We start from the raw sequence: 24480 nt of genomic DNA, 5'->3' as shown, positions 1-24480 counted from the left end.
GCTATTCCTTTGTTCTCCGGAGGACGTATCCATGGTGCATTGCCGTGCCTGCCAGCATCGCCAGTGCGCCGACGACTAGGGAATCGAATACCATCAATGCCCAGACCGCAGCAGCACTCTGCCCCATCGCCCATTGGTGATTGAGTTCATGAAGCCATTGCAGCGGCACCCATACGGCAGCGGCGAAGATCAGAATTCGCAGGGTAGCAAGCCAGCCCGAACGATAGATCGCCGCAAGGCCGGTGTCCCTGTCGCCGATCAGGCCTGCAATCAGTAGGGCAAGCAGCGGCAATGTAGCGATGCCGATGACTATGCTGACCACGTCGCTGACCTGTTTGCTGGTGATCGACGGCAAAACCAAACCGGGAATTGCCGTAATCACGAGGAGGACAATCGCGATCCAGAAATTGCGCCACGCCAGGCCGCGTACATCCCACCATTTCTGGCCGCGATCCCGTGCGCCCCAGAACCGTGCGGCTGCCATGATGCACAGAAACAGGCCGACGATTTTCAGCACGCCCCAGACCATCCGCCGGGGATCCGAAGCGAGCGAATTGAACGCTTCCTTGCTGGCAAACATGCCGATGTTGATTTCGGCCACATGCTGGATGAACTCGGGTACGACAGCCAGAGCAGCGATCAGCGGTGCGATCCAGAACAATGATATCCCGTCACGCAGGACCTCGGCGAAGCGTTTGAAGACTGCGCCCATTATTCAGCGGCAACTGCTTGTTGTTCAGCTTCCGCCTCCAGCGCGGCGGCCTTCGCCTCGACCAGGTCGACGATGTGGTCGAGCATGTCGGCGCTCTGCACAGTGTGATCGGTCACGCCTGACAGATAAACCATGTGCTTGCCGTTGCCGCCGCCGGTCAGCCCGATGTCGGTTTCGCGCGCTTCACCCGGTCCGTTGACTACGCAGCCAAGGACCGACAGCGATAGCGGTGTCTTGATATGCTGAAGCCGTTCTTCCAGCGCCTGAACGGTGCGGATTACGTCGAAACCCTGGCGTGCGCAGCTGGGGCAGGAAACCACCCGAACCCCGCGGGTGCGCAGGCCCAGCGCTTTCAGCATTTCAAAGCCGACACGCACTTCTTCTTCAGGCTCAGCCGACAACGATACGCGGATGGTGTCGCCGATACCGGCCCACAGCAGGTTGCCCATCCCGATGCTGGATTTGACCGTCCCGCCGATCAGCCCGCCGGCTTCCGTGATCCCGAGGTGGAGCGGGCAATCAACGGTATCGGCCAGCTGCTGATACGCAGCTACGGCCAGAAACACATCGCTTGCTTTTACAGCGACCTTGAATTCATGGAAATCGTGGTCCTGCAGCAACTTGATATGATCAAGCGCGCTTTCGACCAGTGCCTCGGGGCAGGGTTCGCCGTATTTTTCCAGCAAGTGTTTTTCGAGACTGCCGGCATTCACCCCGATGCGGATCGCGCAGCCGTTTGCCTTCGCTGCACGCACAACTTCGGCGACGCGTTCGTTCGATCCGATATTGCCCGGATTGATGCGAAGGCAGGCGGCGCCTGCATCGGCCGCCTCGAGCGCGCGTTTATAGTGAAAGTGGATGTCCGCCACGATCGGAATGCGTGCTGCCTTGGTAATTTTGCCAAACGCGTCGGTCGCTTCCTTGGTCGGACAGGATACGCGAATAATATCGGCGCCGGCATCTTCGCAACGCCGTATCTGGTCGAGAGTTGCCACCGCGTCCTCGGTCGGCGTGTTGGTCATCGTCTGGACCGTGATCGGGGCATCGCCGCCAACCGGCGTGTCGCCGACCATGATCTGGCGGCATTTCCGGCGTTCTATGGTGCGCCAAGGGCGTATTTCATTCATCCTGCTGGCTCTTTGTCTGTCACATGAAGAGTATGTGGCACGTGTCTACGCTAAAACGGATCGAACTGCACAGGGCAGTTGCTGATCGGCATATGGAGGCTTTCCTACGAATTTGCGACAGCTTTCATCGGCGTGCGTGCACATCCGGCGGCTCATGTAATGGCAAATTCGGCCCTTTCGCAGTTGATGGCCGATTGCGCCGTGCGGCGATCTGCGCAAAAAGCGCGCATGATCCAAGCCACCGACCAGAACAATAATTTCGCTGAAACTCCGCTATTGTTCGGGCGGGTACTCGACGGACGCGGCAGCGGCCGCCGGATCGAATGGGACGAGGTTGGCCACTGGGAGCCGGAGTCTGACGGCGAAGTGCTGTGGGTTCATTTGTGCCGCAACAAGCCCGGTGTTTACGAGTGGCTGCAGGATCAGATGGATGTCCCTGAGCCAACGGCGGAACTGCTCACCAGCGATGCAACCCGGCCGCGTGCATTCCGCGAAGGCAATACGCTGGTGGCGACGCTGAGGGGGATCAACTTCAACCCCGGTGCGGAGCCGGAAGACATGGTTTCCATGCAGCTGTGGAGCGACGGCCAGCGGCTGATTACACTGCGCCGCGATCCGCTCCAGACCCCGCGCGATACGCTGGCGGGAATTGATCGGGGCAGCGGACCCAGCGATGCCGGGGCGCTGATTACATCGCTAACCGAAAACATGATTGCCCGCATGAACGCGTCGATCGTCGACATGAACGACCATATCGACCTGCTGGAGGCTTCGGACCCCGAGGCCGAGGCCGAATCCATGCTGGTGAAGATTGCGGTCATCCGGCGGAATTGCCTGGGTTTGCAGCGCCACATGGGGCCACAGCATGTGGCATTCGAGGCTATCAGCCGCGAAGCCCCGGCATGGTTCGAAGATCACGACCGACGCGAAATTGCCGAAACTATCGCCCGCCTGCGCCGCTATCTCGACGACATCGACATCAGCAAGGAAAGCGCGGTCGTGTTGATGGATGAATTGCGGGCGCGCGCAGTGGCCAGTTCGGACAGGACGAATTACCTGCTTACGATTGTTGCGGCGATCTTCCTGCCGCTGGGCTTTCTGACCGGGCTACTCGGTATCAATGTTGGCGGAATGCCCGGCATGAACGATGCCGATGCGTTCTGGGTCGTTGTGGCCCTGTGTGTCACGATTATCGCCGCGCAAATCGTGTTCTTCTGGAAATGGAAGTGGCTCTGAAGGTTCAGGCGCTAAGCCTTAGCTGACCGACTTCTACGCCATTATCGAAGGCAATATCGCGCGGTTTGCGGATCTCGACATTGTCGCCGCGCCCGCCCTCGGTCTTCATCAACCATTGCTGCGAAGCGACCACCGGAAGCGGGCGGCTGTAGAAATAACCCTGACCGTATTTCACGCCGAGTGACTTCAGCGTGTCGCGTTCGTCGCAATTCTCGACACCTTCCGCGATCAATGTGCTGCCGATCTGCTTGCTGAAAGCTACCAGTGCCGATGCCAGCGCGCGGCGGGCCGGATCACGGTGGATGTCGCGAGTCAGGCTCATGTCGAGTTTGAGAATGTCGGGTTCCAGATCGACGATATGGCGCAGCCCTGCATAACCTGCGCCAACATCGTCGATTGCGATGCGCGCTTTTGGCCCGATGCGGCGAAGGGCTTCCTTCAGGGCAGTGAAATCCTCTACCTGCTGGTGCTCTGTCACTTCGATGACCAGTCGGTCACCATCGCTTTCGTTCAGCGCCTGCTCCAGCGCGCCGGAAATAATCGTCGCGGGGGAAGCGTTGACTGACATGTAGAATCCGTGGGGAACGTAAGGCAGCGTTTCCAGAGCAGAGCGCACGGCCAGCATTTCCAGCTCGATACCCAAGCCAACCTCGTCAGCCTCGCCGAACCATGCATCTGGCCCACGCGTCTTCGCATCGGGGAACCGTGCAAGGCATTCGACGCCTGCGGCGCGGTCGCCGTCCAGCATATGGATCGGCTGATGCAGAATCGTCAGACGCTGTCCGGCAATCAATTGACTGATCGTGCTTTCCAGCGCGGATCGCCTGACATCCTGTTCCAGCGTCACTTCGATCTGTTCCGCCGCCAATTGGGCAAACGCCTTGACCACGCCAAGATCACGTTCGCCCATGCTTCGGTCCGGCAGCCTGCTCAATGCGCAGAAACTGCCATAGATCGAACCGTCCGACAGTTTGAGCGGTACGTTCAAATGGCAGCCGACGGGCAGCATTTCGGTGATTGCGAGCTCATTCGTGAAAGGGAAGTCTGCCGGATCCTGTATCAGTTCCGGCAGCGTGCCCTGCAGAATATGCCAGCAATAGGAATTTTCGCGCGGCTCGCGGAAACCCGGGCCCATAGGAAGGTCCAGATCGCTGCTGACATTCATCAATTCCCGGTCCTCATCGACGTAACGGGAAACGAATGCGATCTCGAGGCCGAGATGATTTCTGACAGCATCGAGGATACGGTCTACCGGTCCTGTTTCGCTGTCGCTGGAGCTGAAGAGGGGGATCTTCCGAGAAGTGACGGGGTTCATTCCTGACCCACTAGGCGGCAATTATGAAGCATCGCTCTGCACGGATGGTTCGCATCTGGTTAACGCGGCACTAGGGATGCTTCTGGCCGTCACCAGCGGAGCAATGGGGGAAGGGCAAACATCCCGATTACGGCGCCGGCCAGCACCGGCGCGGCGTGCCACAAACCCAGGTGGCTGACCGTGTCGATCGGGCAGGCAAGGCCATAGGCGGCGGAGCCTAGCGCAGTTGCCGCCACACCGATGTGCAATCCTGCAAGTTTTGGCGAAACCGGGGCACCCCGGCGAAGCCACAGGATCAGTGCGCCGGCAGTCAGGATGGACGCAGCCATTCCGGAAGCGAAGCATCCCAGCCCATAAGGATCCTGCAAAGCTGCCACCGGGTGATCATGGCCCAACAAGGTGACGAACGCGGCCAGCGGAAGCACCGCTGCCATCGCCATCGCCCATCCGGGACCGTCATGGCGGTTGCCGACTTGCGGGGTTGCCATCCCGATCACGCTGTTCGCACTGGCGCAGCCGAGCACCAGCAGCAGTCCGTTGGCAATAAGGAAAAACGGAGACGCTTCTCCCGCTGCGATCCCGCGCCAGATCCCGTCGAGCAGTTCGACGCCCAGCACTGTTATGATCACGGCCAGACCGACCAGCAATGCACCGTCGCGAAAGCGCAAGGCGCGCACTGGCTCCAGCTCGTTTGCCATTTGTTCGATCAGGGGATTGGGCACCCTATTCATCGTTATTCTGCCTTCTCGATAAGCGCGGACAGCTTTTTCAGCCCGCGATGGATATTCACTTTGACTGCGGATTCCGATTGGCCAGTTCGCGTTGCCGCTTCCCTGATCGACAGTCCCTCGATCTTGACCATCTCGATTGCGCTGGCCTGTTTTGCCGGAATGCGGCCAAACATCCGATCCAGGCTGAGGCGGGCCAGCACTGCTTCCTCTTCACTGTCCTCAGGCGCATCGTAGTCTTCCAGCGCATCCTCGGCGCTGCGGTATACTTTGCGCAGATGATCGACCCAGCGATAGCGGGCAATTGCCGCAAGCCAGGGCAGGAATGGCCGGGCAGGGTCATAAGTGGCACGTTTTTTATGAACGGCCATCATTACCTCCTGCACAAGGTCATCCATTTGTGCAGGGGCGCAGCGACGCCGGAAATATCGCTCCAGCCAGAGCTGCACCTCGGTCAGCAATACGCTGTACGACTGCTTGTCGCCCTGCTGGGATGAGGCCATCAGGCGGGCCAAGGTCTGTTCGTCTGCAATCACGGGTCCCGCTCCTGTACCTATCGCCTGCCTAGCGTTTCGCCTGATCGCGCAGTCTGGTTACAATCGCATCCAGCGAAAAGATACCGGCACCGCGGGAAATGAGGATCAGAGCCATCGCTGCCCACAGGGCATGGACCGGCCACCACGCCTCGGGGAATACCAGCAGCTGGATCACCATCGTCATGGCGAGAAGCCCCGCCGCACCGATGCGGGTGCCAATCCCCAACGCGACCAGCACGGGCAGGAAGTGTTCCGCATAGGCAGTCAACGGAACGGCAATATCGGTGGGGATCGGCAGGCCGAATTCCTCGAACAGGTAATATTGCGTCTCGTCGATTTGCAGGATGGTGCCTTCGGTAATCTTGGTCCTGGCTGAACGCCAGAATACCCCTGCCAGCGCCAGCCGGTTGAGCAGCAGCGCCAGGCTTTCAATCAGCCTGCCGGAAAGAATCCGGATTGTCCGGTCATATACCATGGTCAAACGCTGCATCGCTCAAATCCCTTGCTGGCTACGTGCTTGTTGGGGCGCTTTGCTTAGCGCTTGATCGGCTTCAGAGAGCCTTTGCCCTTGGGCGTCTTGATCGTTTCGCAGGAACCCTTGTCGACCAGCTTCCAGGCGTTGCCCTGATAATCGCGGGTCGAAGTGCCGGCGCAGCTGGTGCCGGGGCCGGCTGCGCAATCGTTCTTTCCAGCCTTGGCAACGCCGTAGCATTTTTCCTTGCCGCCGCTTTGAGCCGCAGCCGGGGTCATAGCCAGACCCGCGCTGATTCCGGCGGCCAGAACGAGGGCGCCGATCTTTCCGATTTCATTGCTGTGCATGTCATATCTCCTGAATGTCTTAGGGGGCCCCGATCATGCCGGGGACGCTCAGGAGTTCGGTGCAAATGCAGGTCTGGTTACATTGATTGCAGCGGGCCGATGAAAGTCTTGTGTGTAACCTTCTGCTGCAGAGGGGCGAATTACCCAGCGTCCGAAACGGACACATACAATCCCGTTACTGAATTGAAGGATGCCCTGATGACCAACACATCGATCTTCGCTGCGACCGCAGCAGCTTTCGCTCTTTCTTCCGCCGCCGCTTTCGCTGCTGACGCACCTGCCGGCAGTTCCGGCCGCGCAATCGGCGCCAGCGACACGGTCCATTGTTACGGCGTGCATGACTGTGCAGGCAATGCAGACTGCGCGACGACTGAAAATGCCTGCAAAGGGCAGAATGCCTGCAAGGGTCACGGCTTCAAGGCAATGAAGGCCGGTGATTGCCTGACCAAGGGCGGCACGATCGGCGATATCGGTTGATCGCCGACTGACCCTCTAGATCAAACCCGCCGATCGAGCGAATGCTTGCTCGGCTGCGGCCCGGTAGTCCCGACCCCCTCCCCCACACTGCCGGGCCGCTTTTTCACGGAGCGTAGCATGAGCGCAATCGAACCATTCTCTGGCTACGGCCTGGGATTGCGCCGGGACCATTACCGCGATTTTGAGGCTGGCAGAGTGCCTGTCGATTTCGTTGAGGTAATCTCGGAAAACTTCATGGTGGATGGAGGCAATCCCCTGCGTATTCTTGAGCATGTACGTGCCGATTTGCCGGTCGCCATGCACGGAGTATCCATGTCGATCGGTTCCGCACACGGCCTTGATCGCGATTATCTGGATGCGCTGAACCGGCTTGTGCGCCGGATCGAACCGCTATGGGTGTCGGACCATCTCTGCTGGACCAGGACCAGCGCGCACAACAGTCACGACCTGCTGCCAATGCCCTATACGCACCAGGCGCTTGATCTGGTGTGCGACAATATCGATCACGCACAGAATACGCTCTCGCGGCCGATGCTGTTTGAAAACCCGTCCAGTTACCTGACATTTCCCGAAGATGAGATGACCGAATGGGAGTTCATTTCGGCCATGGCGATGCGCACGGGCTGCTACCTGCTGCTCGATGTGAACAACATCTACGTCAGCGCCCACAACCACGGATTTTCAGCGGAAACCTATCTGGCTGGCCTGCCCATGGACCGGGTGCGCCAGATACATCTTGCCGGACATACCGATGGTGAAATCAAGATCGACACGCATGACCAGCCGGTATGTGACGAAGTTTGGCAGCTTTATGCCAAGACCCGCGATATGACCGGGCCGGTGGCGGTTATGATCGAGCGGGACGATGCCATTCCGCCCTTGCCTGAATTGCTCGCAGAACTGGATGCAGCGCGCGAGTTTGATGGGGCTTGTCCCGCGATGGCAGGCGCCTGATGTCGGCGCAGACAATCGCAGATCTGCAGCAGGAATTCATGGCCCATGTCCTCGACGATACGAGTGCCTTGCCTGAAGGCTGGACAGGCAGGCATGCACAAGGTCTGGCAATCTACCGCAATGCTTACCGGGCAAGGCTCGTCGATGCGCTGCGCGGTACGTATGAGCGGACCGCCAAATGGGTCGGTGAAGATGCGTTTCGCCGCGCGGCTGCGCATCATCTGATAACCTGCCCGCCCTGCAGTTGGACGCTGGATGATGCAGGAAATGGCTTTGCAGACACGCTCGAGCTATTGTTCGCAGATGATCCGGAGGTGGCCGAACTGGCCTGGCTCGAAGCGGCGATGCACCGCTGTTTCGTTGCTGCGGATGCGCAGCCAGTTGATGGCCCCGCATTCGCCGAAGCGACGGGCCGCTACAACGAAAACGATTGGGCGCGGCTACGCTTCAAATTCGTGCCCGGCATGGAGGTGCGGCGGGTTGACCACGATATCGTCGCCCTTTGGCGTTTGCTTGGCGATGGTATCGGCGAAGCAGGCAAGTGTGCCTCTGGCGCCGGCCAATACTGCGCCGTCTGGCGTGATGGCTTCAAACCAGTGTTCATGCTGACAGATACGCACGAAGGTGAAGCCTTGTGTATGATGCTGGGCGGCCAGACTTTTGGCGAGGTATGCGCCCATCTGGTCGGCGTGACGGGTGAGGGTGAGGGGGTCGCGCAGGCGGGAGCGATCCTTGCGAACTGGCTGCGCAACGGACTGATCGCGGGTCTGGCCTAGGCTCCGCTCACTTGACCTGACGTGCGTCAACGTCTTCTCTCTGTTCACAGAGGGAGAAAAAGATTGGCCAAAGACGATATTTGCGAGCTTCGCTTCAGCAAGCCTAGCCTGAGGATGAGGCTGGGCGAATGGGTCGTCGGAAGGCAGGAAAGCGATTTCAAGGGCGCGGAAAAGTTGCAGGCGAATGTCCCGCATCGGCCTGCGCCGGTCGATGCGCCCATGCCCGAAAAATTCGAAACCCGGTTCGATATAGAGCGCTGGACGGCGGCAGATCAGCCGGTGGTCACACTTCATCCCAAGGGCGGCAAGGGTGAATGGCACATCATCTATTTTCATGGGGGCGGGTTCTTCCTGCCCATGTTCAAGGAGCACTGGCCGCTGGTCGCCGCAATGGTCGATGCAACGGGGGCAAGCATATCCGTGCCGCTGTACAATGTGGTGCCGGAACACGATTACCGATCCGTCTATGCGCAGGCAGAAGAGGTCTATGAGGCCGTGAAGGCTGATTGGGGCGATGAACGGATCGCGCTGAGCGGTGACAGCGCGGGAGGCAATCTGGCGATTGCGACTGCTCTGTTGCGCCGCGATGACGGTAAGTCATTGCCAGCCAGACTGATTCCCTTCGCCCCATGGCTCGACATGGGAATGAGAGACGAAGCAGCCCGCGGGATAGAACCGCATGACGTAATGCTGGAAGTGGACAGCCTGCGCGTCCTTGGCCAGTGGTGGGCGCACGACCGGCCGCTCGATGATCCGGTTGCAAGTCCGCTTTATGCCGACCTTTCAGGCTTGCCGCCGATGGCCATTTTCCAGGGGCGGCACGATGTGTTCATGGTCGACAGCAGGACTTTCGCCGCCAAGGCCCGTGCTGCAGGTGTCCCGACGCGTCTGCTAGAATATGAAGGCGGCCCCCATGTATTCATGGCGCTTACCTTCACGCGGGAAGCGAAAGACACATTCGCAGAAGTCAGAAAATTTCTGGAAACCGGCGCTTAATCGAGCCTGAGTTCAAACAGGAATTCATGGTCGCATTGCTTGCCGACCCAGAATTCAATGTCGGCGATCTTGGCAAATCCATAGCGCTGGTAGAATTTCTGCGCGCCGAAATTCTCGCTGTAGACCGATAGCTGAACCGCATCACAGCCGCGCTCACGGGCCTCTCCCAGTGCCCAGTCGGTCAAAGCAGCGCCAATGCCCTGTCCGGTGCGGTCCGGTGCTGTGTAAAGCTGGTATAGTCCCATCGGTTTGCGGGCATCGGAATGTTCGGCGTACCCGCTTTCGATAGCGATCTTGCAATAGCCGATCAGGCCGGTTTCATCTTCTGCCAGCCGGTAGATGAAGTTCGGCTCGTTGAAGTCTCCGGTAACCCCTTCGATGGAATACACTTGCTGCAGGAATGGCTGGAGATCGCCTTCATCATAGAGATGTTCGAATTTGGCGCAAAAGCTGGATCGGCCCAGTTCGGCCAGCGCGGGTATGTCGGACAAAGAAGCGGGGCGCAGGATCATGACCCTGCGCCCCTACCTTTGTTTGCCGCTTTGTTAAAGCTGGCCAGTCAGCATTACGCCCCTGGTGGGAGCGGCTTGTCCGATTTTGGCGCGGCTTTCTTCTTCGCTTTCGGGGGATTGCCGGTTTCCGTGCCGTCCATCTGGTCCAGCTTGCGGGCAGCCCAGTCGCGGCCGCCAAGGCCGAACGCCAGGGCGCCTGCCACCGACATACCGATCACGATTGCCGAAAACGCTGTTTCGGTAATGATCTCGCCAACGCCGGTATATTGCAGGCCCATGAAGGTGAAGAGGACGATCGTCGCCCAGCGAACGATGGTGCTGGCCATCGATCCTTCGTCGGTTCCGCTGACTACCTTCGCCAGAAGGTTTGCGATCAGGAAGCCGACACCGATCACGACCGCACCGAATATCACCCGTCCGCCAAGCTCGAGGATCTGGTCGAGGATGTTGGTAAGTTCCGGAAAGCCGAGCAGGCGCGTCGCAGCAATTGCGAAGAACAGCACGATGGCGATCTGGACAACGCGGCCGATAATGTCGGTCGCGGTGGTGCCTTCGGGCAGGAGGCCGGTTGCACCTAGCGATCGATCAACCCCGAGGCCGCCAAGGACTTCCCGCAGCACATCGGCGACGAAGCGGCTGATGAGGTAACCGATGCCCAGCAGCAATGCCGCACCGATGATGTTCGGGATCGCGTTGAAGATCATCCGCAGCATATCGCTGGCCGGTGCCGAAACGCTTTCGAGTTGCAGCGTATCGAGAGCCAGGATCGAGATGAACACGACGATCAGAGAGTAAACGATCGTCCCGATCGTTTTGCTGATGGTGCTGTTGCCGGTGACGGTATCGACACCGCCGCGATTGGCCCACTTGTCGAAATCGACCGTGGTCAGCGCAGTGATGATGATGTCACGCACGATCTTGGCGATCATCAGACCGACAAAGAAGATCAGCGCGGCCCCGACAAGGTTCGGGATGAAGCCCATGATATTGTTGAGCAGCGTTTGCACAGGGCTCATCACCCCGCCCAGATCGAACACCTGCAATATCGCAAGCAGGCCGAGCAGCCAGATAAGCAGGCTGACAATTTTGCCCAAAGACTCGCCCAGGCTCGACCCGCTGCCGGTGCTCCTTTGGAAGAAACTGACATTGTCGACTAGCTTGGCAAAGGCCCATTTCGCTGCCTTGGCCAGTGCCCATACAACAATCAGGATAAGCGCGGCCTCGCCGAGCTTGTAAAGTAGCTGCATCGCCACTTCCTGATCAAAAACATAATTACCCAAACGCATGTCCATTCTCCCCAATAGAACGAAAAAGAAACTTACCATGCCGCCGGTGAAAGATGAAATCGGTTAATGATTGCAGTGGAAAACCCTCTGTTTGATTGGGCTGGTCATGGCCGCGTGACCTGCTAGTTTTCGCGCCATGCGCTATTTCACCATACTCGCGGCCGTGCTTGCCGTATTCGCCGCAACACCCATCGCCGCACACGATCCGGCAGACCAGCCGCGTTGGTCGATTGCCATTCACGGCGGGGCCGGGACGATGGACCGTGACAAGATGACCGAGCAGCAACAGGCCGCATACAAGGCCGCGCTGCAATCTGCGCTCGATGCCGGGATAGCGGTGCTGGAAGAGGGCGGAACAGCCATGGATGCGGTGAAGGCGGCGATAATTCCGATGGAGGATGATCCCAAGTTCAACGCAGGCAAGGGCGCAGTCTACACCTGGGAAGGCGTGAACGAGCTGGATGCCGCGCTGATGGACGGCGCATCGCGCAAGGCGGGCGCGATTACCGGTGTGCGCCGGGTGAAAAACCCGATCTTGCTGGCAGAGGCGGTGATGCGGGACGGGCGGCATGTGTTCCTGAGCGGTGAAGGCGCAGAAGAATTCGCGGCTGATGCAGGTATCGAACTGGTTGAGCCAGCGTGGTTCGAAACCGAACACCGCAGGAAAGCGCTCGAACGCATGAAAGCGGAAAAACTTACCGCGCTGGATGTCGATCACAAGTTCGGCACGGTCGGCGCGGTCGTGCTGGACACTCACGGGAATCTGGCCGCTGGCACGTCGACTGGCGGGCTGACCGGCAAACGGTGGGGTCGGATCGGGGATGCGCCGATCATCGGAGCGGGCACTTATGCGGACAATCGCAGCTGTGCGGTTTCCGCGACCGGGGCGGGCGAATATTTCATCCGTGTCGGCGTCGCGCAGGAAATCTGCACCCGGCTGCGTTTGACCGGGCAGATGGCGCTGGATGATTTTGGCGTAAGTGATGCTGACAGCCAGGCTGCCCGTGTCGGACTGACCGGCGAGATTATTCAATCAGTGGCCGACGCCGTCATGGCAGAGGTGAAGGATCTCGGCGGTGATGGCGGGGTGATCATCGTCTCTCCCGAAGGCGAGGCGATCTTCAGCTTCAACACCCAGGGTATGTATCGCGGCCGCGCGGCCAGCGACGGCCTGAACGAAGTTGCCATATTCGATGACGAATGACGGTTAGAGGCGAAGCTCCATACACAGGCTGAAATCATCGGAAACATAGTCGCCGAACGGTTCGCATTCGGTGAAGCCGTGTTTCTGGTAAAGCCGCTGGGCGGGGATGAATTCTTCGTGCCGGCCAGTCTCCAGCCCAATCCAGTTGCACCCCCGCGCTTTCGCCTGGGCCAGCAGGTGAACGAGGATAGCCTCCCCCGCGCCGCGGCCGCGAAATGCGGGGGCCGCACGCATGGATTTGATCTCGCAGCGGGCGTCATCAATCTGCTTCAGCGCGCCGACCGCCGCGAGGTCTTCTCCCTGCCAGGCGGCGAAAAATGTCACATCAGGCTGCTGCAGGCGTTCGACTGGCATTGCGTGCACTTTGCAGGCCGGCGACCAACGATGCATTTCCTGCAAATGCGCCGACAGCAGGTCTTTTACCTGCGGCTGGTCCAGGGCACCCTCGCGAATTTCGAAACCGCTTGTCATGCGAATTTGTCTACCTTTCGCTTGCCGAAGCGCATGTCGCTTTCCAGCTTGGCCCGCAGCTGGGCATAGAACGCTTCGAGAAAGGCGCGTTCATCCCCTGATCCGGGATTCCAGCCGATCTTGCGGCAGATCGTCTCGGCAACCGCCTCGATCGCTTCGGGCCGTCCATCACGCAGCACCCGTTCAAGGGTCTGCAGTTCATATTCGCCATAGACGGCCAGCTCTTCGTCGCCAAAGCGATATGCCGCGCCGGTGAGCTGGCTGGAGCCATGAGCGGCAGCCCCGCCGGTGGATATCGCATGGTCAAGCCGGGTCTTGGGCACTTCCAGCACCCATGTTCCGGCAATCAGGTCGCCGGCGCGCATCGCATCCTTGTTGAAGAACGGGAACAGCAGGAACACCAGGAACCACAGCATCGCGGCCCAGCCGGCCAGCCCGGCTTCACCAGAGGGGGCAGTCAGCAGGAATACCAGCGGCAGGAACAGTTCCACATCGCGCAGCAGATTGCGCGCGACGACGGCTTCCGGTGTCAGGCGATCTCCCGCCCGTGATGCCACGCGTATTCCCACGGCCCGTTTTCCGGGAGTTGCGCCTCGCGGCCCCATTTCAAAGAATATGAAATAGCCGTTCCAAGCGATAAACCACATCAGCGACCAGACCACGAACAGGAACTCGGTCGATCCGGGCAATTCGGTCAATTCGGTTTCGACCACGGTGCCCGAAGCAATCCAGATCAGCAGCAATGTCAGCACCGTTGTGGTGACCGACAGAATTGTGAAATCGAGCAGCAAGGCACCGGCACGGGCGCTTCGCGATGCAATCGTCAGGGGCAGCGCAACGCCTTCGGGAGTGACGAGGGTTCGCTGGCGTTTGGCCAGTCGCTCGCGGATTTTGGCCGGGTTTGAAGAAGAGCGGCTCATGACGCAGGCCTCTTGCGGCCGAGGCCGTAGCCGAAGAAATAGGCGAGCCAGAACAGCAGCATGAACACGCCGATAATCGCGCGCGCCTCGGTCCCGGCAAGCTGGCGCGGGAAAGCCTCAAGAACTGCGGCAAAGATCAGCATGGTGACCACGCCAATCATGACCTGGGCAGCGCGCTGCCCGCCCTTTGCAGCGGCGGCCATGATCGATTTCTTGCCGGGGAACGCCATCTTCCGTCCGATATGCATTCCAGCCGCCCCGGCGAGAAGGATGGCGAACAATTCGGTGGTTCCGTGGACGCTCAGCCACGCGGCAAATTCCCAATGCAGACCGACGCTCGCATACAGCCACATCATCGCGCCGAGTACGGCCATATTATGCACCAGCAACATCAATGACGGTATTCCGAAGGCGAAGCCCAGCGCGAAGGCCAGGATCGCGACCCCGGCATTGTTGCTGAACAATTGGGCTGCGAAAGCGGACATGCCCTGTGCGCTGTCTTCAACCTTCAGGCTTTCCAGCAATATCTCGCGGCTGGCCCCGGGAACACGGGTGTCCGTGAATTGGGTCGGCACCAGCGAATAATACCATTCGACGTTGCGGCTCACCAGAATCCAGCCGGTAATGGTGCCCATGATCATGACGAACAGCGCCACACAGATGTCCAGCCAGATTTCGCGGATCGACTGGCTCAGTTGCCCGCCGAAGAACTTGCGCATCCAGGATGTCAGGCCCTGGCGGGGGCCGTACACCTGAAACCATGCGCGCTGGACCAGCGTTTCGAGATAACCCAGCGTAGAAGCGTCGAGCGATGTCTCGCGCGCTACTGCCAGACTGGATGCTGCCATCCGGTAAAGTGCGGGCAGGGCAAGCACGTCATCGTCCGAAAGTTTGCGCAGTCGCCCGCTTTCCAGCCGGTCGAGAATTTCTTCCAGCCTGCGCCATTCATTTTCGCGCTGCAGCCGGAATCTGTCGGACCGCAGGGTTGCGGCCTCGATGTCCGGCGCGGTGGCCATTTCCTGCTTGCGCTTGAAGATATTCAGACTGGGCGCCTTCATCCGATTGCCCCGCTGCGTTTGATGTCGAGATAGGCGTCGATCAGCCGGTAACCGATCTGGTCATACGGTGCCTCGATGATGTCGACCCCCATCTGCCGCAGCCTTTGCAGCACGACTGCGCGCTGACGGGAAAGCGTGTCGGCGGTAACTGCGGCAGCCAGATCGCTGATCGTGGCGGGGTCCTGATCGGCCAGCTCTGCCAGTTCTGCATCTTCGATTGTGACGAACAGGACCAGATGTTTTTCCGTCAGCCTGCCGACGCTTTCGACCATGATTTCCGCCCCGGTCGGGTCGGTGAAATCGGTGAACAGGACGATCAGTGACCGCCGTTTCAGCTTGGCGGTGAGCGAGGCGAGGGCGAGCGTGAAGTTCGGCTCTTCCGCATGATAGTCGAGGCCCGCCGCGGCTGACTGCAATTGATAGAAAGCGCGCGTGTCGCTGATAAACGGTGTGATCACTTCAGGGCGCTGGGCAAATCCGAACAGCGAAACCCGGTCGCCCCCCTTCAGCGCGACATAGGAAGCGGTCAGCGCGGCGGTCACTGCACGGTCGATCCGCGGCAGGCCGTCGACAGGTTCGCACATGGCTTGTCCGCAATCGAAAGCGAAAACGATCTGGTTGTTGCGCTCGCTCTCGTTTTCGCGCGCATACAGACGTGTGTGGCGGGCGCTGGCTTTCCAGTCGATCCGCCGCCGGTCCATGCCGGGTTCGTATTCGCTCAGCGCCTCGAACTGGGTGCCTTCACCGCGAATGCGCCGCGCGATCAGACCGAATTGCGCGTCACGCAGGTAATTCTGCAGCTCTGGCGAGCGCACCGGAGACAAATCGGGCCAGATGCGGATTTCATTGTTCAGTTCATGGCTCACCTGCCTGGCCCCAAGCCCAAGCGGCCCCGACCATCGCAGCCACATCTGGCCGATACCCGCTGTCCCCCTGCGATTGGGCACCGGTTCAGCCAAGCCTTGCCATGTGTCAGCCGCAGTATCGAATTCCAGCAGCGTTTCGATACTGCCTGTTTCTGCGAGCCTCGTGTCGACCTGCAACGCCGCTTCGGGCCGCGACCATGCAGCGCGCCCGCGAAATTCCGCCAGAATTCCCATTTTCAGTGGCTCGCCCACTTCGCAATCGGCTGGTGCAATGACGCGCCAGTCAGTCAATTTTCCGGCGAGCAAGCCATCCAGCACCACGAGCACCAGCAAGGCAACCGCAGCAGCAGGCACCATCAGCCAGGCATCGGGCGCGGTTGCGGCGATCACGATGGCAATTGGCGCTGCCAGTGCGGTCAGCCAGGCCGCGCGGGCCGTGGGAAGGATGGGGAATTTCACGCGGTTGTGCTCTTACCTTGGCGCCTCTGTGCTTTCGACCAGCTCCGCGACGAGCGCTTCCACTTCGCGGCCCTCGATTTCGGCGGCCGGGCTCAGGACGAGACGATGGCGCAGAACCGCAGTTGCCAGCGCCTTCACATCATCCGGTATCACGTAATCGCGGCCTTCCAGTGCGGCCCGCGCCCGCGCAGCATTGGCCAGCAGCACGGCTGAGCGCGGGCTGGCCCCGCTGGTCAGGTCTGCATTTTCGCGCGTCGCGCGGATCAGGCGTACGATGTAATCGGTTATCTCCGACGCGACGGTCACCTGCGCCAGCGCGGCGCTGGCGCGCCCGAGCCTTGCCGTATCTGTAACTGCCTCGATCCCGAAATCTGCCGGGGTTTGCGGACCTTGCCTGTCGCCGAAGCGGGTGACGATGGCGGCCTCTTCCTCAAGGCTGGGGTAATCGATCAACACCTTGAACAGGAACCGGTCAAGCTGCGCCTCGGGCAGGGGGTAAACGCCCTGGTTCTCGATCGGGTTCTGCGTTGCGACAACCATGAACCGGTCCGACAGGCTGTGCGTTTCACCGTCCAGCGTCACGCGCCGTTCCTGCATCGCCTCGAGCAAGGCGGCCTGCGTTTTCGGCGGTGTCCGGTTGATCTCATCGGCCAGCAGCAGTTCGCAGAAAATGGGTCCGCGCGTCAGCGTGAAGGTGCTGGTCTGGAAATTGAACAGGTTCGAACCGAGGATATCGCCCGGCAGCAGGTCAGGGGTGAACTGGATACGGCCATAGTCGAGACCAAGCGCAGCACTGAAGCAGCGGGCAAGAAATGTCTTGGCGGTCCCCGGCGGGCCTTCCAGCAAGACGTGGCCTTCGCTGATGAGTGCGATCAGCAGATGGTCGACGGTCTCAGTCTGGCCGACGACCGCTTTCGATACCTGCTCGCGGATCGACGCGGCGAGACCGCGCACTTCGTCGAGCGTCATTGCCGTATCTGCCGATGTCATGGGTGTATCGGTCATTGGGTCAGCATCCTTTCGATGGATTTCAGCGCGGCAGCAGCGCGCAGTATTTCATTGGGTGATTTGGCATTCCGCAAATTGGCGAAAGATTGCGAGAAAGCGGGTGCTTCGGGCGCACGTCGCGCGACCGCGCTGTCGATCGCCTCGTCATCTGCGTTCTTCAGGCCCAAAGCTTTCACGATCCGTTCGCGCAGCATGTTCGCATAGGGCCCGGAAAGCAGGTGCGTCCGTTTCGACCGTTCGATGAAGCCAGCGCTGTTTCTGACCAGTCGGGACTTGCCGAATGCGATTGCGCGCCCTTCCGTGACAGGCGGACCGAACCGGCGAAAGGCCCGCCAGGCGACGACCACCATTGCCAGCAGCAAGCACAGGGTCGCTGCAATGAACGGCGGCGAGAATGCGAGGGTCAGCAAATTCTGTGCGGCACCAAGGCCATTCAGCGTCAGATCGACAGTGATCGACAGATCCTCGCCTTCCATCGCCAGATCGACAATCTGGTGTGCGATGTCGGCTCTTTGCTCGCTGGCGAAACCGTAATTGTTGAACAGGTCGGGTTCGAAAACGAACATCACGTTCCAGCGGTCGATTTCTGCGTCGGGATCGCCCTGAACTCCGGCTGCTTCCTCCAGAACGGGATAGGCATCGCCGTCGTCGAGATAGCCGACCAGCTGATCGCCGTTTTCTGCCAGGATAATCGGCACGATCTGTGTGGAATTGGCAGACATCGCGGCGTCCGGCTGGGGCAGCTGTCCGCGCTGGCCAAGTCCGACCCAGCCGGTTTCCTTATCCTTCAGCTGCAGCTCGATGCCATAATCAAGATCTTCGACCCACTCTGGAACAATTGGATCGGCCAGGACGACCCAGCCTTCCTTCACATCGCTGCCGATTTGGGTTGGCGGACTGTAGGCCAGCCATTTGGGCAGCACGACGATGGTCGGGCCGAGATACCGGCGCTTTTCGATCAAGGCCTTTATCTCGTCGCCATCTGCATAGGCGGGCGGGGTGATGATCAGAATGCCTTCGTCGTCCAGGCTGCCCGCGCTGCGTGAAACTTCGGGTTCGTGCCCCTCTTCCTCGAGCAGCTGAATCAGCGCTGCATATCCATTGAGGCCGCGCCCATAAGCATGCGCGCCGCCGTCGTTGGTACCGCGGCTGGTTTCACCCACCCCGATGAAATACAAAGTCGCAACGAATGCGATCGCGCCAAACAGCAGCAGGCCCAGCACGATTTTCGGGTCAAAGGTTTTGCTGCTGCTCATCGCGCATCACCATTCAGGCGCTGAAGCGCGAATTCCGCATAGGCTGAGCGGGCCGCCTCCCAGTCCTCTGCGCCGAGCCGTTTCAATGCGAACAGGCTGCGTTCTACCCGGTCGGCAATAGTGGCGAAGGCCGTGCGCGCTGCCAGCGGCAGCGATGGCAGCACGGCCAGCTCGCGTGCGGTGCTGGACGGGTCGACCCAATCGGGCCGCGCCTCTGCAATTTGCCCCACGCTGCGCTTCAGCAGCAAATGTGTCGCAGCGTCATATTGCCCGGCGGCGGCCAGCCTGTCCGCTTCATCGAGCAGGGCCAGCGCCTCTTTCTCTGCCGGAACCCAGTCATCAGTTTCTGCAGGTTTGCTGGATTTGCGCAAATCCAGCACCGGAGCAAGTAGCTTCCACAAGAGATACAGCAGCAGGGCAACCGCCGCTGCGAGCAGCACCCACTTCACGATAAACCAGGACGCGCCGAACATTCGCCCGACAGGTTCGAGCAGCTCGCCGAGCCACCTGAAGAAATCTTCCAGCCAGCCGGGCGGTTCCGGCCTCTCCGGCTCTGTGATGGGGGAAAACTGGATGGAATCGTCTGCGCGCACGGCGTCATAGCCGCTTGCAGCGTTTTCTTCGCCGCCCCCCTCAGTCAGACCCCTACCTGTCGTCACAGCGGCGTTGGTGGCAGAGCGTGAAGTGAGGCGCAAGCAATTGATACCCCCAAGCCGTTGAAATCGTTCAGCCGCGTGGGCGTGCCTGGCGGTAGGTCCCCAGAATGCGCATTTCCTTGCTGTGAAACGCCAGTTCTTCCAGCGCCCGGTCCACCGCCGGATCGCCGGGTGCGCCGACGATATCGGCATAGAACATGGAGGCGGAGAAACTCGCGCCCCTTTGGTAACTTTCCAGTTTGGTCATGTTGACCCCGTTGGTGGCGAAACCGCCCATCGCCTTGTACAGCGCGGCGGGAATGTTCTTCACCTCGAAGATGAAGGTCGTCATCGCCGTTTCACCGTCCAGGCTCGCAGGATCGAGCGCTTGTTTAGACAGGATCACGAAACGCGTCATGTTGTCATGTGCGTCCTCCACCTTATCCTCTGCAATGCTCAGACCATAAAGGTCGGCGGCCATTTTGGGGGCGATTGCAGCCACCGTGGGATCTGCCATTTCGGCGACATAGGCAGCAGCGCCCGCCGTGTCGGCATGGCTTAGCGGCACGATCCCGCGTTCACGCAGAAACTTCCGCGATTGGCCCAGTGCCTGCGGGTGACTGTAAGCTGTCGTGAATGGGCCAAGCGAGCCGTCGCTGTGCGGTACAGCCATCAGTGCATGTGTGATCGGCATGAAATGCTCGCCGACAATCGACAGACCGCTTTCCGGCAACAGGAAATGGATATCTGCGACGCGGCCATGCTGGCTGTTTTCGATCGGGATTATTGCGCAACCGGCCTGATCCGATTTTACCGCTTCCAGTGCATCTTCGAAACTGAAGCATGGCAAGGGAAGGTAATCGCCGGCGGCTTCGCTGGCTGCGCGGTGAGAATTTGCGCCGGGGCATCCCTGAAAGGACACGGCCCGCATCGGGTTGGCGCTGGCTGCCTGGCGCATCTGTTCGACCATGGCGGCGGCGGGTTTGGGTATACTTTGCATCGTGCCGATTCGCGTAACCAAGCTACCGGCAGGGGGCAATCTTTATCCGCATCGGCTTCGCGCCAAGGGGTGATAAAGGCGCCAGCCCAACGGGGGATGCGCATGCAGCAACAGAACTTGCAATCGCAGCTATTGCAGTATCGCCGCCCTGTCCCTAAAGCGACGCGCACACACGCCACAGCAAATTTTCGCGGAATATCTACGCATGGACGATCGTTTCAATACTGCCGCCGGATGGGTTCTGTTTGCCGGGATCATCGCACTGGGTCTTTCATCCATCAGTTCGAGGGTTTTCCACGCCGAACGCCCTGAGAAACTGGGTTACCCGGTCGAAGTCGCCGAATCCGCAGGCGGCGGCGGTGAAATGTCGATCGAAGAAGCTCTCAGCCTGGCGAGCGTCGAGGCTGGCGAAGCGGTCTTCGCCAAATGCGCTGCATGTCACACTGTGAACCAGGGCGGCGCCGACGGTATCGGCCCGAATCTGTGGGGCATCATGGGCAAGCCGATCGGCAACCACGCACCCGGTTTCGCCTATTCCAGCGCGCTTGCTGAAAAAGGCGGTAACTGGGATTGGACAAACATGAGCGAATGGCTGAAAAACCCGCGTGGTTTTGCCAATGGCACTAAGATGAGCTTCGCTGGTCTGTCCAAGATCGAAGATCGTGCGGCGATCGCACTCTATCTCAATGCCAACGGATCGAACCTTCCTGTGCCCGCCTACACTGCGCCTGAACCGGCAGCAGAAGAAGGCCTGGACGGCGCGGGTGAAGGACCGGGCGCGGTCAGCGGCGCACCTGTCGACGCAGTGGAAGCTGCCGGTGCAATGGGTGCAGAACAGCCCGTCGCCGGCGCTGGCACGACCGCTCCGGTCGAGTAACCAGCAAGCCTAATTTATTGAGGGGCGCTAGTCGCGCCCCTTGAACCCTTGAGCAATCACGTACCACTCGGAAGAGCCCTTGCGGCTCGCCGGTGGTTTCGCGTGTTTGACTGTCTTGAAGTGCTTCTTCAGCAAAGTGAGCAGTTCGGTGTCGGTTCCCCCGGCCAGCACCTTGGCGACATAGGTGCCGCCCTTTTCCAGCGTTTCTGCCGCGAACCACGCGCCGGCTTCGACCAGCCCCATGGTGCGCAGGTGATCGGTCTGTTTATGGCCGACAGTGTTCGCCGCCATGTCGGACAATACCAGATCGGGCGGCCCGTCCAGCGCGGCTTCCAGCGCAGCCGGGGCCTTGTCGTCCATGAAATCCATCTGAAGAATCGTCACGCCTTCGATCGGGTCGGTTTCCAGCAAGTCGATCCCGACGATCGCCGCTTTAGGGGCGATCTTGCGTACGACCTGGCTCCATCCGCCCGGCGCGATACCCAGATCGACGACCCGCTTTGATCCTTTGAGCAGATTGAATTTTTCATCCAGCTCGATCAGTTTGTAAGCAGCGCGGCTGCGATAGCCGTCGGCTTTGGCCCGTTTGACATAGGGGTCGTTCAGCTGACGCTCCAGCCAGCGCACCTGCGATGCAGTGCGGCCCTTGCCCGTACGGACACGTTTTCCAAGATCGCGGCCAGACCTGCTCATCGCATATTCCTCAATTCCTGCCGGGCTTTTTCGCCCTCTACATCTGCCGCCATCAGGCTGCGCAGGATACCTTCGCGGATGCCCCTGTCTGCCACACCCAGCCGGGAAGCCGGCCAGATGTCCAGGATCGATTCCAGAATTGCGCAGCCGGCCACGACCAACTCGGCGCGGTCATTGCCGATACATGGCAATGCGCCGCGTTCCTCTGGTGACATCGATGAGAGGCGCGTGCTGATTTCTCGCATGGACGACGATTCGACGATCAGGCCGTCAACCTCGCGCCGGTCGTAATGCGGCAGTTCCAGATGCAGGCTTGCCAGTGTTGTGACGGTGCCGCTGGTGCCGAGCAAGCGGATATCTTCGCCGCCAGAAGCGCGCTTGGCGATCCGCTGGGCAAAGGGGGCGAAGCTTTCCGAAACGATCCGGCGCATTTCGGTATAACGATCCAGTCGCTGCTCGCGGTTATCTTCCGCCGCGCTGACAGTATCGGTTAGCGAAACGACGCCCCACGGCACGCTTTGCCAGTCTAGGATGTGCGGAACCTTCTCGCCCGGTTCGATCAGGACCAGCTCGGTCGATCCGCCACCAATGTCGAAGATGACTGCCGGGCCATCGCCGCCTTCCAGCAGGATATGGCACCCCAGCACAGCAAGCCGCGCCTCTTCCTGGGCCGAGATAATATCGAGAGCGATGCCGGTCTGTTCGCGGACCCGTTCGATGAAAGCGGGTCCGTTCGAGGCCCTGCGGCAGGCTTCCGTCGCGACCGAACGCGCAAGGTGAACATTGCGCCGGCGCAGCTTCTCTGCGCACACCTGCAACGCGCCGAGCGTGCGGTCCATTGCCTCGTCGCTCAGCTTGCCGGACATGGCGAGCCCTTCGCCAAGTTTCACCACCCGGCTGAATGCATCGATCACGGTGAAATTTTCCCCTGTGGGCCGCGCGATCAGCAATCGGCAATTGTTCGTGCCGAGATCGAGCGCGGCATATGCCTGCCGGTAATGCGGTTTCCTGTTTCCGGGATTTTGAAAAGAAGGCTGCGCAGCGGATGCATTGCTGCCCCCGCCTTTACGTTTGGAACCCTTCGACCGGTTCCTCTTTTCGGGCTGAGAGGGGGCACGGTAACGAAAATCTGCCACCTTGCCGGACTTTGCGGCCCCTTTTGGACCAGCCCCGTTATTTCTGTCCGGCGGAGAAAATTCCGCCATTTTCCAGTACTTTCTTTTTCCTCCCGCAAATAGTTCGCGGGGACTTGGCGCTGATGCTAACGGCACAATGCAGATTGAGCAAGCCAGCACGGCAGTGCGGCCTTGACCCTGGTGTCACTTGAAACTATTTGCGCCCCTCGCAGCAGGGGAATAGCGATTCCCCGAGCCAACACTGGCCGGACACCCCGCAGCGAAAATGATGCCCCGTCGTCTAATGGTAAGACTACGGACTCTGACTCCGTCAATTGAGGTTCGAATCCTCACGGGGCATCCATAAACACCCGCACATTCAGTGTTCTATTGTCTTGCTGACCTGCCCGCGTCAGGTGACCAGTCGCGCGAAATTGGCGGCGCCTTTGGACCTTTCCGGCTTGTCGGCGGATCTGCCGGTTGCTGGCTCCCCAAGGAACGCCAGCGATTCCAGAACGGTTTTGGCGCGGTCCTTGTCGATGGAATAATACACCAGCTTGGCTTGCCTGCGGGTCTCAACCAGACCGGCCTTCCGCAAAACGGCAAGCTGCTGTGATAGCGTGGGCTGGCCGATGCCTGTCGCGCCCTCGATTTCGCCGACATTCTGATCGCCTTTCGCCAGCGCATCAATGATGGAGTAGCGCAGCGGGTGAGCGATCGCTTTCAAAGCCTCGATATGCGGTGCGTCGCTCATTTTACTTTCCCCGCTGGCAGTTCCTGAAGGAACCAGTCGGTTTCCCCTTCTGCCGAAAAAATTGCAGCGAGATCGGTCAGGGGCGGGGCAAGCATGGCCTCGCCAGGCTGCCAGTTGGCCGGCGCCAGCGCTGCGTTTTCGTCGACCGCCTGCAAAGCGTCGAGCGTGCGCAGCATTTCCGGGGTCGAGCGTCCGACATTGGCAGGATAGCAGGTCATCGCTCGGATCGTGCCTTCCGGGTCGATGAAGAAAGTCGTGCGCACCGTCGCGCTATCATTGTCGTTGGGCGCGACCATCCCGTATGCCCGGCCGATGACCAGGGTCGGGTCTTCCACGATGGGAAAGCGCACTTCCACGCCGAACCGGTCGCGAACCAGCCTGAGCCAGGCAAAGTGGGAAAACAGGCTGTCGACCGACAGGGCCATGAGCGCGCAGCCACGGTCTTCAAAATCATGTGCGGCCTTTGCCAGCGCGACGAATTCCGTGGTGCAGACGGGCGTAAAATCCGCCGGATGCGAAAACAATATCAACCATTTGCCGCGGTAGTCGGACAACTGGATGTCGCCGCTGGTGCTGCGCGCTGTGAAGTTCGGGGCCTGATCACCAATCCGGAGGCCAGTATTGGTCGGGGCGCTGTGTTGTTGTTCCTGCATGCACCCCTAATATCACTTGACAGAACAATTGCAATAC

At 60.1% G+C, this 24480-nt stretch carries 28 protein-coding genes and 1 tRNA gene; 8 read left to right on the top strand and 21 right to left on the bottom strand.

What is annotated here, in order from left to right; genetic code table 11:
• Position 1 precedes the first annotated feature (1 nt).
• Both GRI43_RS08965 and ispG read right to left on the bottom strand, forming a co-directional pair.
• Entirely contained in the window at positions 2-712 is a 711-nt protein-coding gene (locus tag GRI43_RS08965) for a hypothetical protein (RefSeq protein ID WP_160730802.1), read from the bottom strand.
• On the bottom strand, positions 712-1839 hold the full coding sequence (ispG, locus tag GRI43_RS08960) for a flavodoxin-dependent (E)-4-hydroxy-3-methylbut-2-enyl-diphosphate synthase (protein WP_160730801.1): 1128 nt from the start codon (positions 1837-1839) through the stop codon (positions 712-714). Before ispG ends, GRI43_RS08965 begins: the two co-directional genes overlap by 1 nt.
• 228 nt (positions 1840-2067) lie before the next feature.
• Here ispG and GRI43_RS08955 point away from each other — a divergent pair, with 228 nt between their 5' ends.
• The gene (locus GRI43_RS08955; RefSeq protein ID WP_160730800.1) at positions 2068-3075 is read left to right on the top strand and encodes a zinc transporter ZntB; all 1008 of its coding nucleotides are present in this window, start codon (positions 2068-2070) and stop codon (positions 3073-3075) included.
• Between the two features lie 4 nt (positions 3076-3079).
• Here GRI43_RS08955 and GRI43_RS08950 read toward each other — a convergent pair whose 3' ends face one another.
• From GRI43_RS08950 to GRI43_RS08930, 5 genes are all read right to left on the bottom strand, one after another.
• Positions 3080-4390: a sensor domain-containing phosphodiesterase gene (locus tag GRI43_RS08950; RefSeq protein ID WP_160730799.1), complete on the bottom strand. Its 1311-nt coding sequence runs from the start codon at positions 4388-4390 to the stop codon at positions 3080-3082.
• An 89-nt stretch (positions 4391-4479) separates the two neighbouring features.
• Positions 4480-5121 carry an NrsF family protein gene (locus GRI43_RS08945; RefSeq protein ID WP_160730798.1) on the bottom strand — a complete coding sequence of 214 codons (642 nt, stop codon included), beginning with the start codon at positions 5119-5121 and terminating at the stop codon, positions 4480-4482.
• A gap of 2 nt (positions 5122-5123) precedes the next feature.
• A complete protein-coding gene (locus tag GRI43_RS08940) occupies positions 5124-5654 on the bottom strand; it encodes a sigma-70 family RNA polymerase sigma factor (protein ID WP_160730797.1) in 531 nt (176 codons plus the stop codon).
• A gap of 28 nt (positions 5655-5682) precedes the next feature.
• The gene (locus GRI43_RS08935; protein ID WP_160730796.1) at positions 5683-6144 is read right to left on the bottom strand and encodes a DoxX family protein; all 462 of its coding nucleotides are present in this window, start codon (positions 6142-6144) and stop codon (positions 5683-5685) included.
• A 44-nt stretch (positions 6145-6188) separates the two neighbouring features.
• Entirely contained in the window at positions 6189-6473 is a 285-nt protein-coding gene (locus tag GRI43_RS08930) for a BufA1 family periplasmic bufferin-type metallophore (RefSeq protein ID WP_160730795.1), read from the bottom strand.
• Positions 6474-6671: 198 nt separating this feature from the next.
• Here GRI43_RS08930 and bufA2 point away from each other — a divergent pair, with 198 nt between their 5' ends.
• From bufA2 to GRI43_RS08910, 4 genes are all read left to right on the top strand, one after another.
• Positions 6672-6950, top strand: a complete 279-nt coding sequence (bufA2, locus tag GRI43_RS08925) for a BufA2 family periplasmic bufferin-type metallophore (RefSeq protein WP_160730794.1) — start codon at positions 6672-6674, stop codon at positions 6948-6950.
• Positions 6951-7067: 117 nt separating this feature from the next.
• Positions 7068-7904 (top strand): MNIO family bufferin maturase, encoded by an 837-nt coding sequence (gene bufB, locus GRI43_RS08920; protein ID WP_160730793.1) that lies wholly within the window; start codon positions 7068-7070, stop codon positions 7902-7904.
• A complete protein-coding gene (locus GRI43_RS08915) occupies positions 7904-8680 on the top strand; it encodes an HvfC/BufC N-terminal domain-containing protein (RefSeq protein ID WP_160730792.1) in 777 nt (258 codons plus the stop codon). The genes bufB and GRI43_RS08915 overlap by 1 nt, the downstream gene beginning before the upstream one ends.
• 63 nt (positions 8681-8743) lie before the next feature.
• Positions 8744-9676, top strand: a complete 933-nt coding sequence (locus GRI43_RS08910; RefSeq protein ID WP_235903705.1) for an alpha/beta hydrolase — start codon at positions 8744-8746, stop codon at positions 9674-9676.
• On the opposite strand, the gene GRI43_RS08905 is transcribed toward GRI43_RS08910, so the two are convergent.
• Both GRI43_RS08905 and GRI43_RS08900 read right to left on the bottom strand, forming a co-directional pair.
• Positions 9673-10188, bottom strand: a complete 516-nt coding sequence (locus tag GRI43_RS08905; protein ID WP_160730791.1) for a GNAT family N-acetyltransferase — start codon at positions 10186-10188, stop codon at positions 9673-9675. The two genes, GRI43_RS08910 and GRI43_RS08905, sit on opposite strands and share 4 nt — an antisense overlap.
• A 53-nt stretch (positions 10189-10241) precedes the next feature.
• The gene (locus tag GRI43_RS08900) at positions 10242-11474 is read right to left on the bottom strand and encodes a mechanosensitive ion channel (RefSeq protein WP_160730790.1); all 1233 of its coding nucleotides are present in this window, start codon (positions 11472-11474) and stop codon (positions 10242-10244) included.
• A 136-nt stretch (positions 11475-11610) separates the two neighbouring features.
• Between GRI43_RS08900 and GRI43_RS08895 the strand changes: the two genes are divergently transcribed.
• Complete coding sequence (locus tag GRI43_RS08895) at positions 11611-12678, top strand: isoaspartyl peptidase/L-asparaginase family protein (protein WP_160730789.1); 1068 nt, start codon at positions 11611-11613, stop codon at positions 12676-12678.
• Positions 12679-12681: 3 nt separating this feature from the next.
• Here the strand turns inward: GRI43_RS08895 and GRI43_RS08890 are convergent, their stop codons facing one another.
• The 8 genes from GRI43_RS08890 to GRI43_RS08855 form a co-directional block, all read right to left on the bottom strand.
• Positions 12682-13149: a GNAT family N-acetyltransferase gene (locus tag GRI43_RS08890; protein ID WP_160730788.1), complete on the bottom strand. Its 468-nt coding sequence runs from the start codon at positions 13147-13149 to the stop codon at positions 12682-12684.
• Positions 13146-14069 (bottom strand): RDD family protein, encoded by a 924-nt coding sequence (locus tag GRI43_RS08885; RefSeq protein WP_160730787.1) that lies wholly within the window; start codon positions 14067-14069, stop codon positions 13146-13148. Before GRI43_RS08885 ends, GRI43_RS08890 begins: the two co-directional genes overlap by 4 nt.
• A complete protein-coding gene (locus GRI43_RS08880; RefSeq protein WP_160730786.1) occupies positions 14066-15127 on the bottom strand; it encodes a stage II sporulation protein M in 1062 nt (353 codons plus the stop codon). Before GRI43_RS08880 ends, GRI43_RS08885 begins: the two co-directional genes overlap by 4 nt.
• On the bottom strand, positions 15124-16452 hold the full coding sequence (locus GRI43_RS08875) for a DUF58 domain-containing protein (RefSeq protein ID WP_160730785.1): 1329 nt from the start codon (positions 16450-16452) through the stop codon (positions 15124-15126). Before GRI43_RS08875 ends, GRI43_RS08880 begins: the two co-directional genes overlap by 4 nt.
• Positions 16453-16464: 12 nt before the next feature.
• On the bottom strand, positions 16465-17421 hold the full coding sequence (locus GRI43_RS08870) for an AAA family ATPase (protein WP_160731655.1): 957 nt from the start codon (positions 17419-17421) through the stop codon (positions 16465-16467).
• A 32-nt stretch (positions 17422-17453) separates the two neighbouring features.
• Positions 17454-18716: a DUF4350 domain-containing protein gene (locus GRI43_RS08865; protein WP_160730784.1), complete on the bottom strand. Its 1263-nt coding sequence runs from the start codon at positions 18714-18716 to the stop codon at positions 17454-17456.
• Entirely contained in the window at positions 18713-19375 is a 663-nt protein-coding gene (locus tag GRI43_RS08860; RefSeq protein ID WP_160730783.1) for a hypothetical protein, read from the bottom strand. Before GRI43_RS08860 ends, GRI43_RS08865 begins: the two co-directional genes overlap by 4 nt.
• Positions 19376-19442: 67 nt before the next feature.
• Positions 19443-20351 carry a prephenate dehydratase gene (locus tag GRI43_RS08855; protein ID WP_160730782.1) on the bottom strand — a complete coding sequence of 303 codons (909 nt, stop codon included), beginning with the start codon at positions 20349-20351 and terminating at the stop codon, positions 19443-19445.
• Between the two features lie 205 nt (positions 20352-20556).
• Here GRI43_RS08855 and GRI43_RS08850 point away from each other — a divergent pair, with 205 nt between their 5' ends.
• Positions 20557-21228: a c-type cytochrome gene (locus GRI43_RS08850; protein WP_160730781.1), complete on the top strand. Its 672-nt coding sequence runs from the start codon at positions 20557-20559 to the stop codon at positions 21226-21228.
• Between the two features lie 27 nt (positions 21229-21255).
• On the opposite strand, the gene GRI43_RS08845 is transcribed toward GRI43_RS08850, so the two are convergent.
• Positions 21256-21921 (bottom strand): RlmE family RNA methyltransferase, encoded by a 666-nt coding sequence (locus GRI43_RS08845; protein WP_160730780.1) that lies wholly within the window; start codon positions 21919-21921, stop codon positions 21256-21258.
• A complete protein-coding gene (locus tag GRI43_RS08840) occupies positions 21918-23126 on the bottom strand; it encodes a Ppx/GppA phosphatase family protein (RefSeq protein ID WP_160730779.1) in 1209 nt (402 codons plus the stop codon). The genes GRI43_RS08845 and GRI43_RS08840 overlap by 4 nt, the downstream gene beginning before the upstream one ends.
• Before the next feature lie 200 nt (positions 23127-23326).
• On the opposite strand from GRI43_RS08840, the gene GRI43_RS08835 reads away from it, so the two are divergent.
• Positions 23327-23400 (top strand) — tRNA-Gln (locus GRI43_RS08835).
• 48 nt (positions 23401-23448) lie between these two features.
• Here GRI43_RS08835 and GRI43_RS08830 read toward each other — a convergent pair.
• Both GRI43_RS08830 and GRI43_RS08825 read right to left on the bottom strand, forming a co-directional pair.
• Positions 23449-23790 carry an ArsR/SmtB family transcription factor gene (locus GRI43_RS08830; protein WP_160730778.1) on the bottom strand — a complete coding sequence of 114 codons (342 nt, stop codon included), beginning with the start codon at positions 23788-23790 and terminating at the stop codon, positions 23449-23451.
• Complete coding sequence (locus GRI43_RS08825) at positions 23787-24443, bottom strand: peroxiredoxin (protein WP_160730777.1); 657 nt, start codon at positions 24441-24443, stop codon at positions 23787-23789. The genes GRI43_RS08830 and GRI43_RS08825 overlap by 4 nt, the downstream gene beginning before the upstream one ends.
• Between the last annotated feature and the right edge of the window lie 37 nt (positions 24444-24480).

It is taken from the genome of Pontixanthobacter luteolus, from assembly GCF_009828095.1.
Lineage (GTDB): Bacteria > Pseudomonadota > Alphaproteobacteria > Sphingomonadales > Sphingomonadaceae > Pontixanthobacter > Pontixanthobacter luteolus.
The sequence above is the reverse complement of the archived record's forward strand: the minus strand, read 5'-3'. Positions and strand labels throughout refer to the sequence as shown.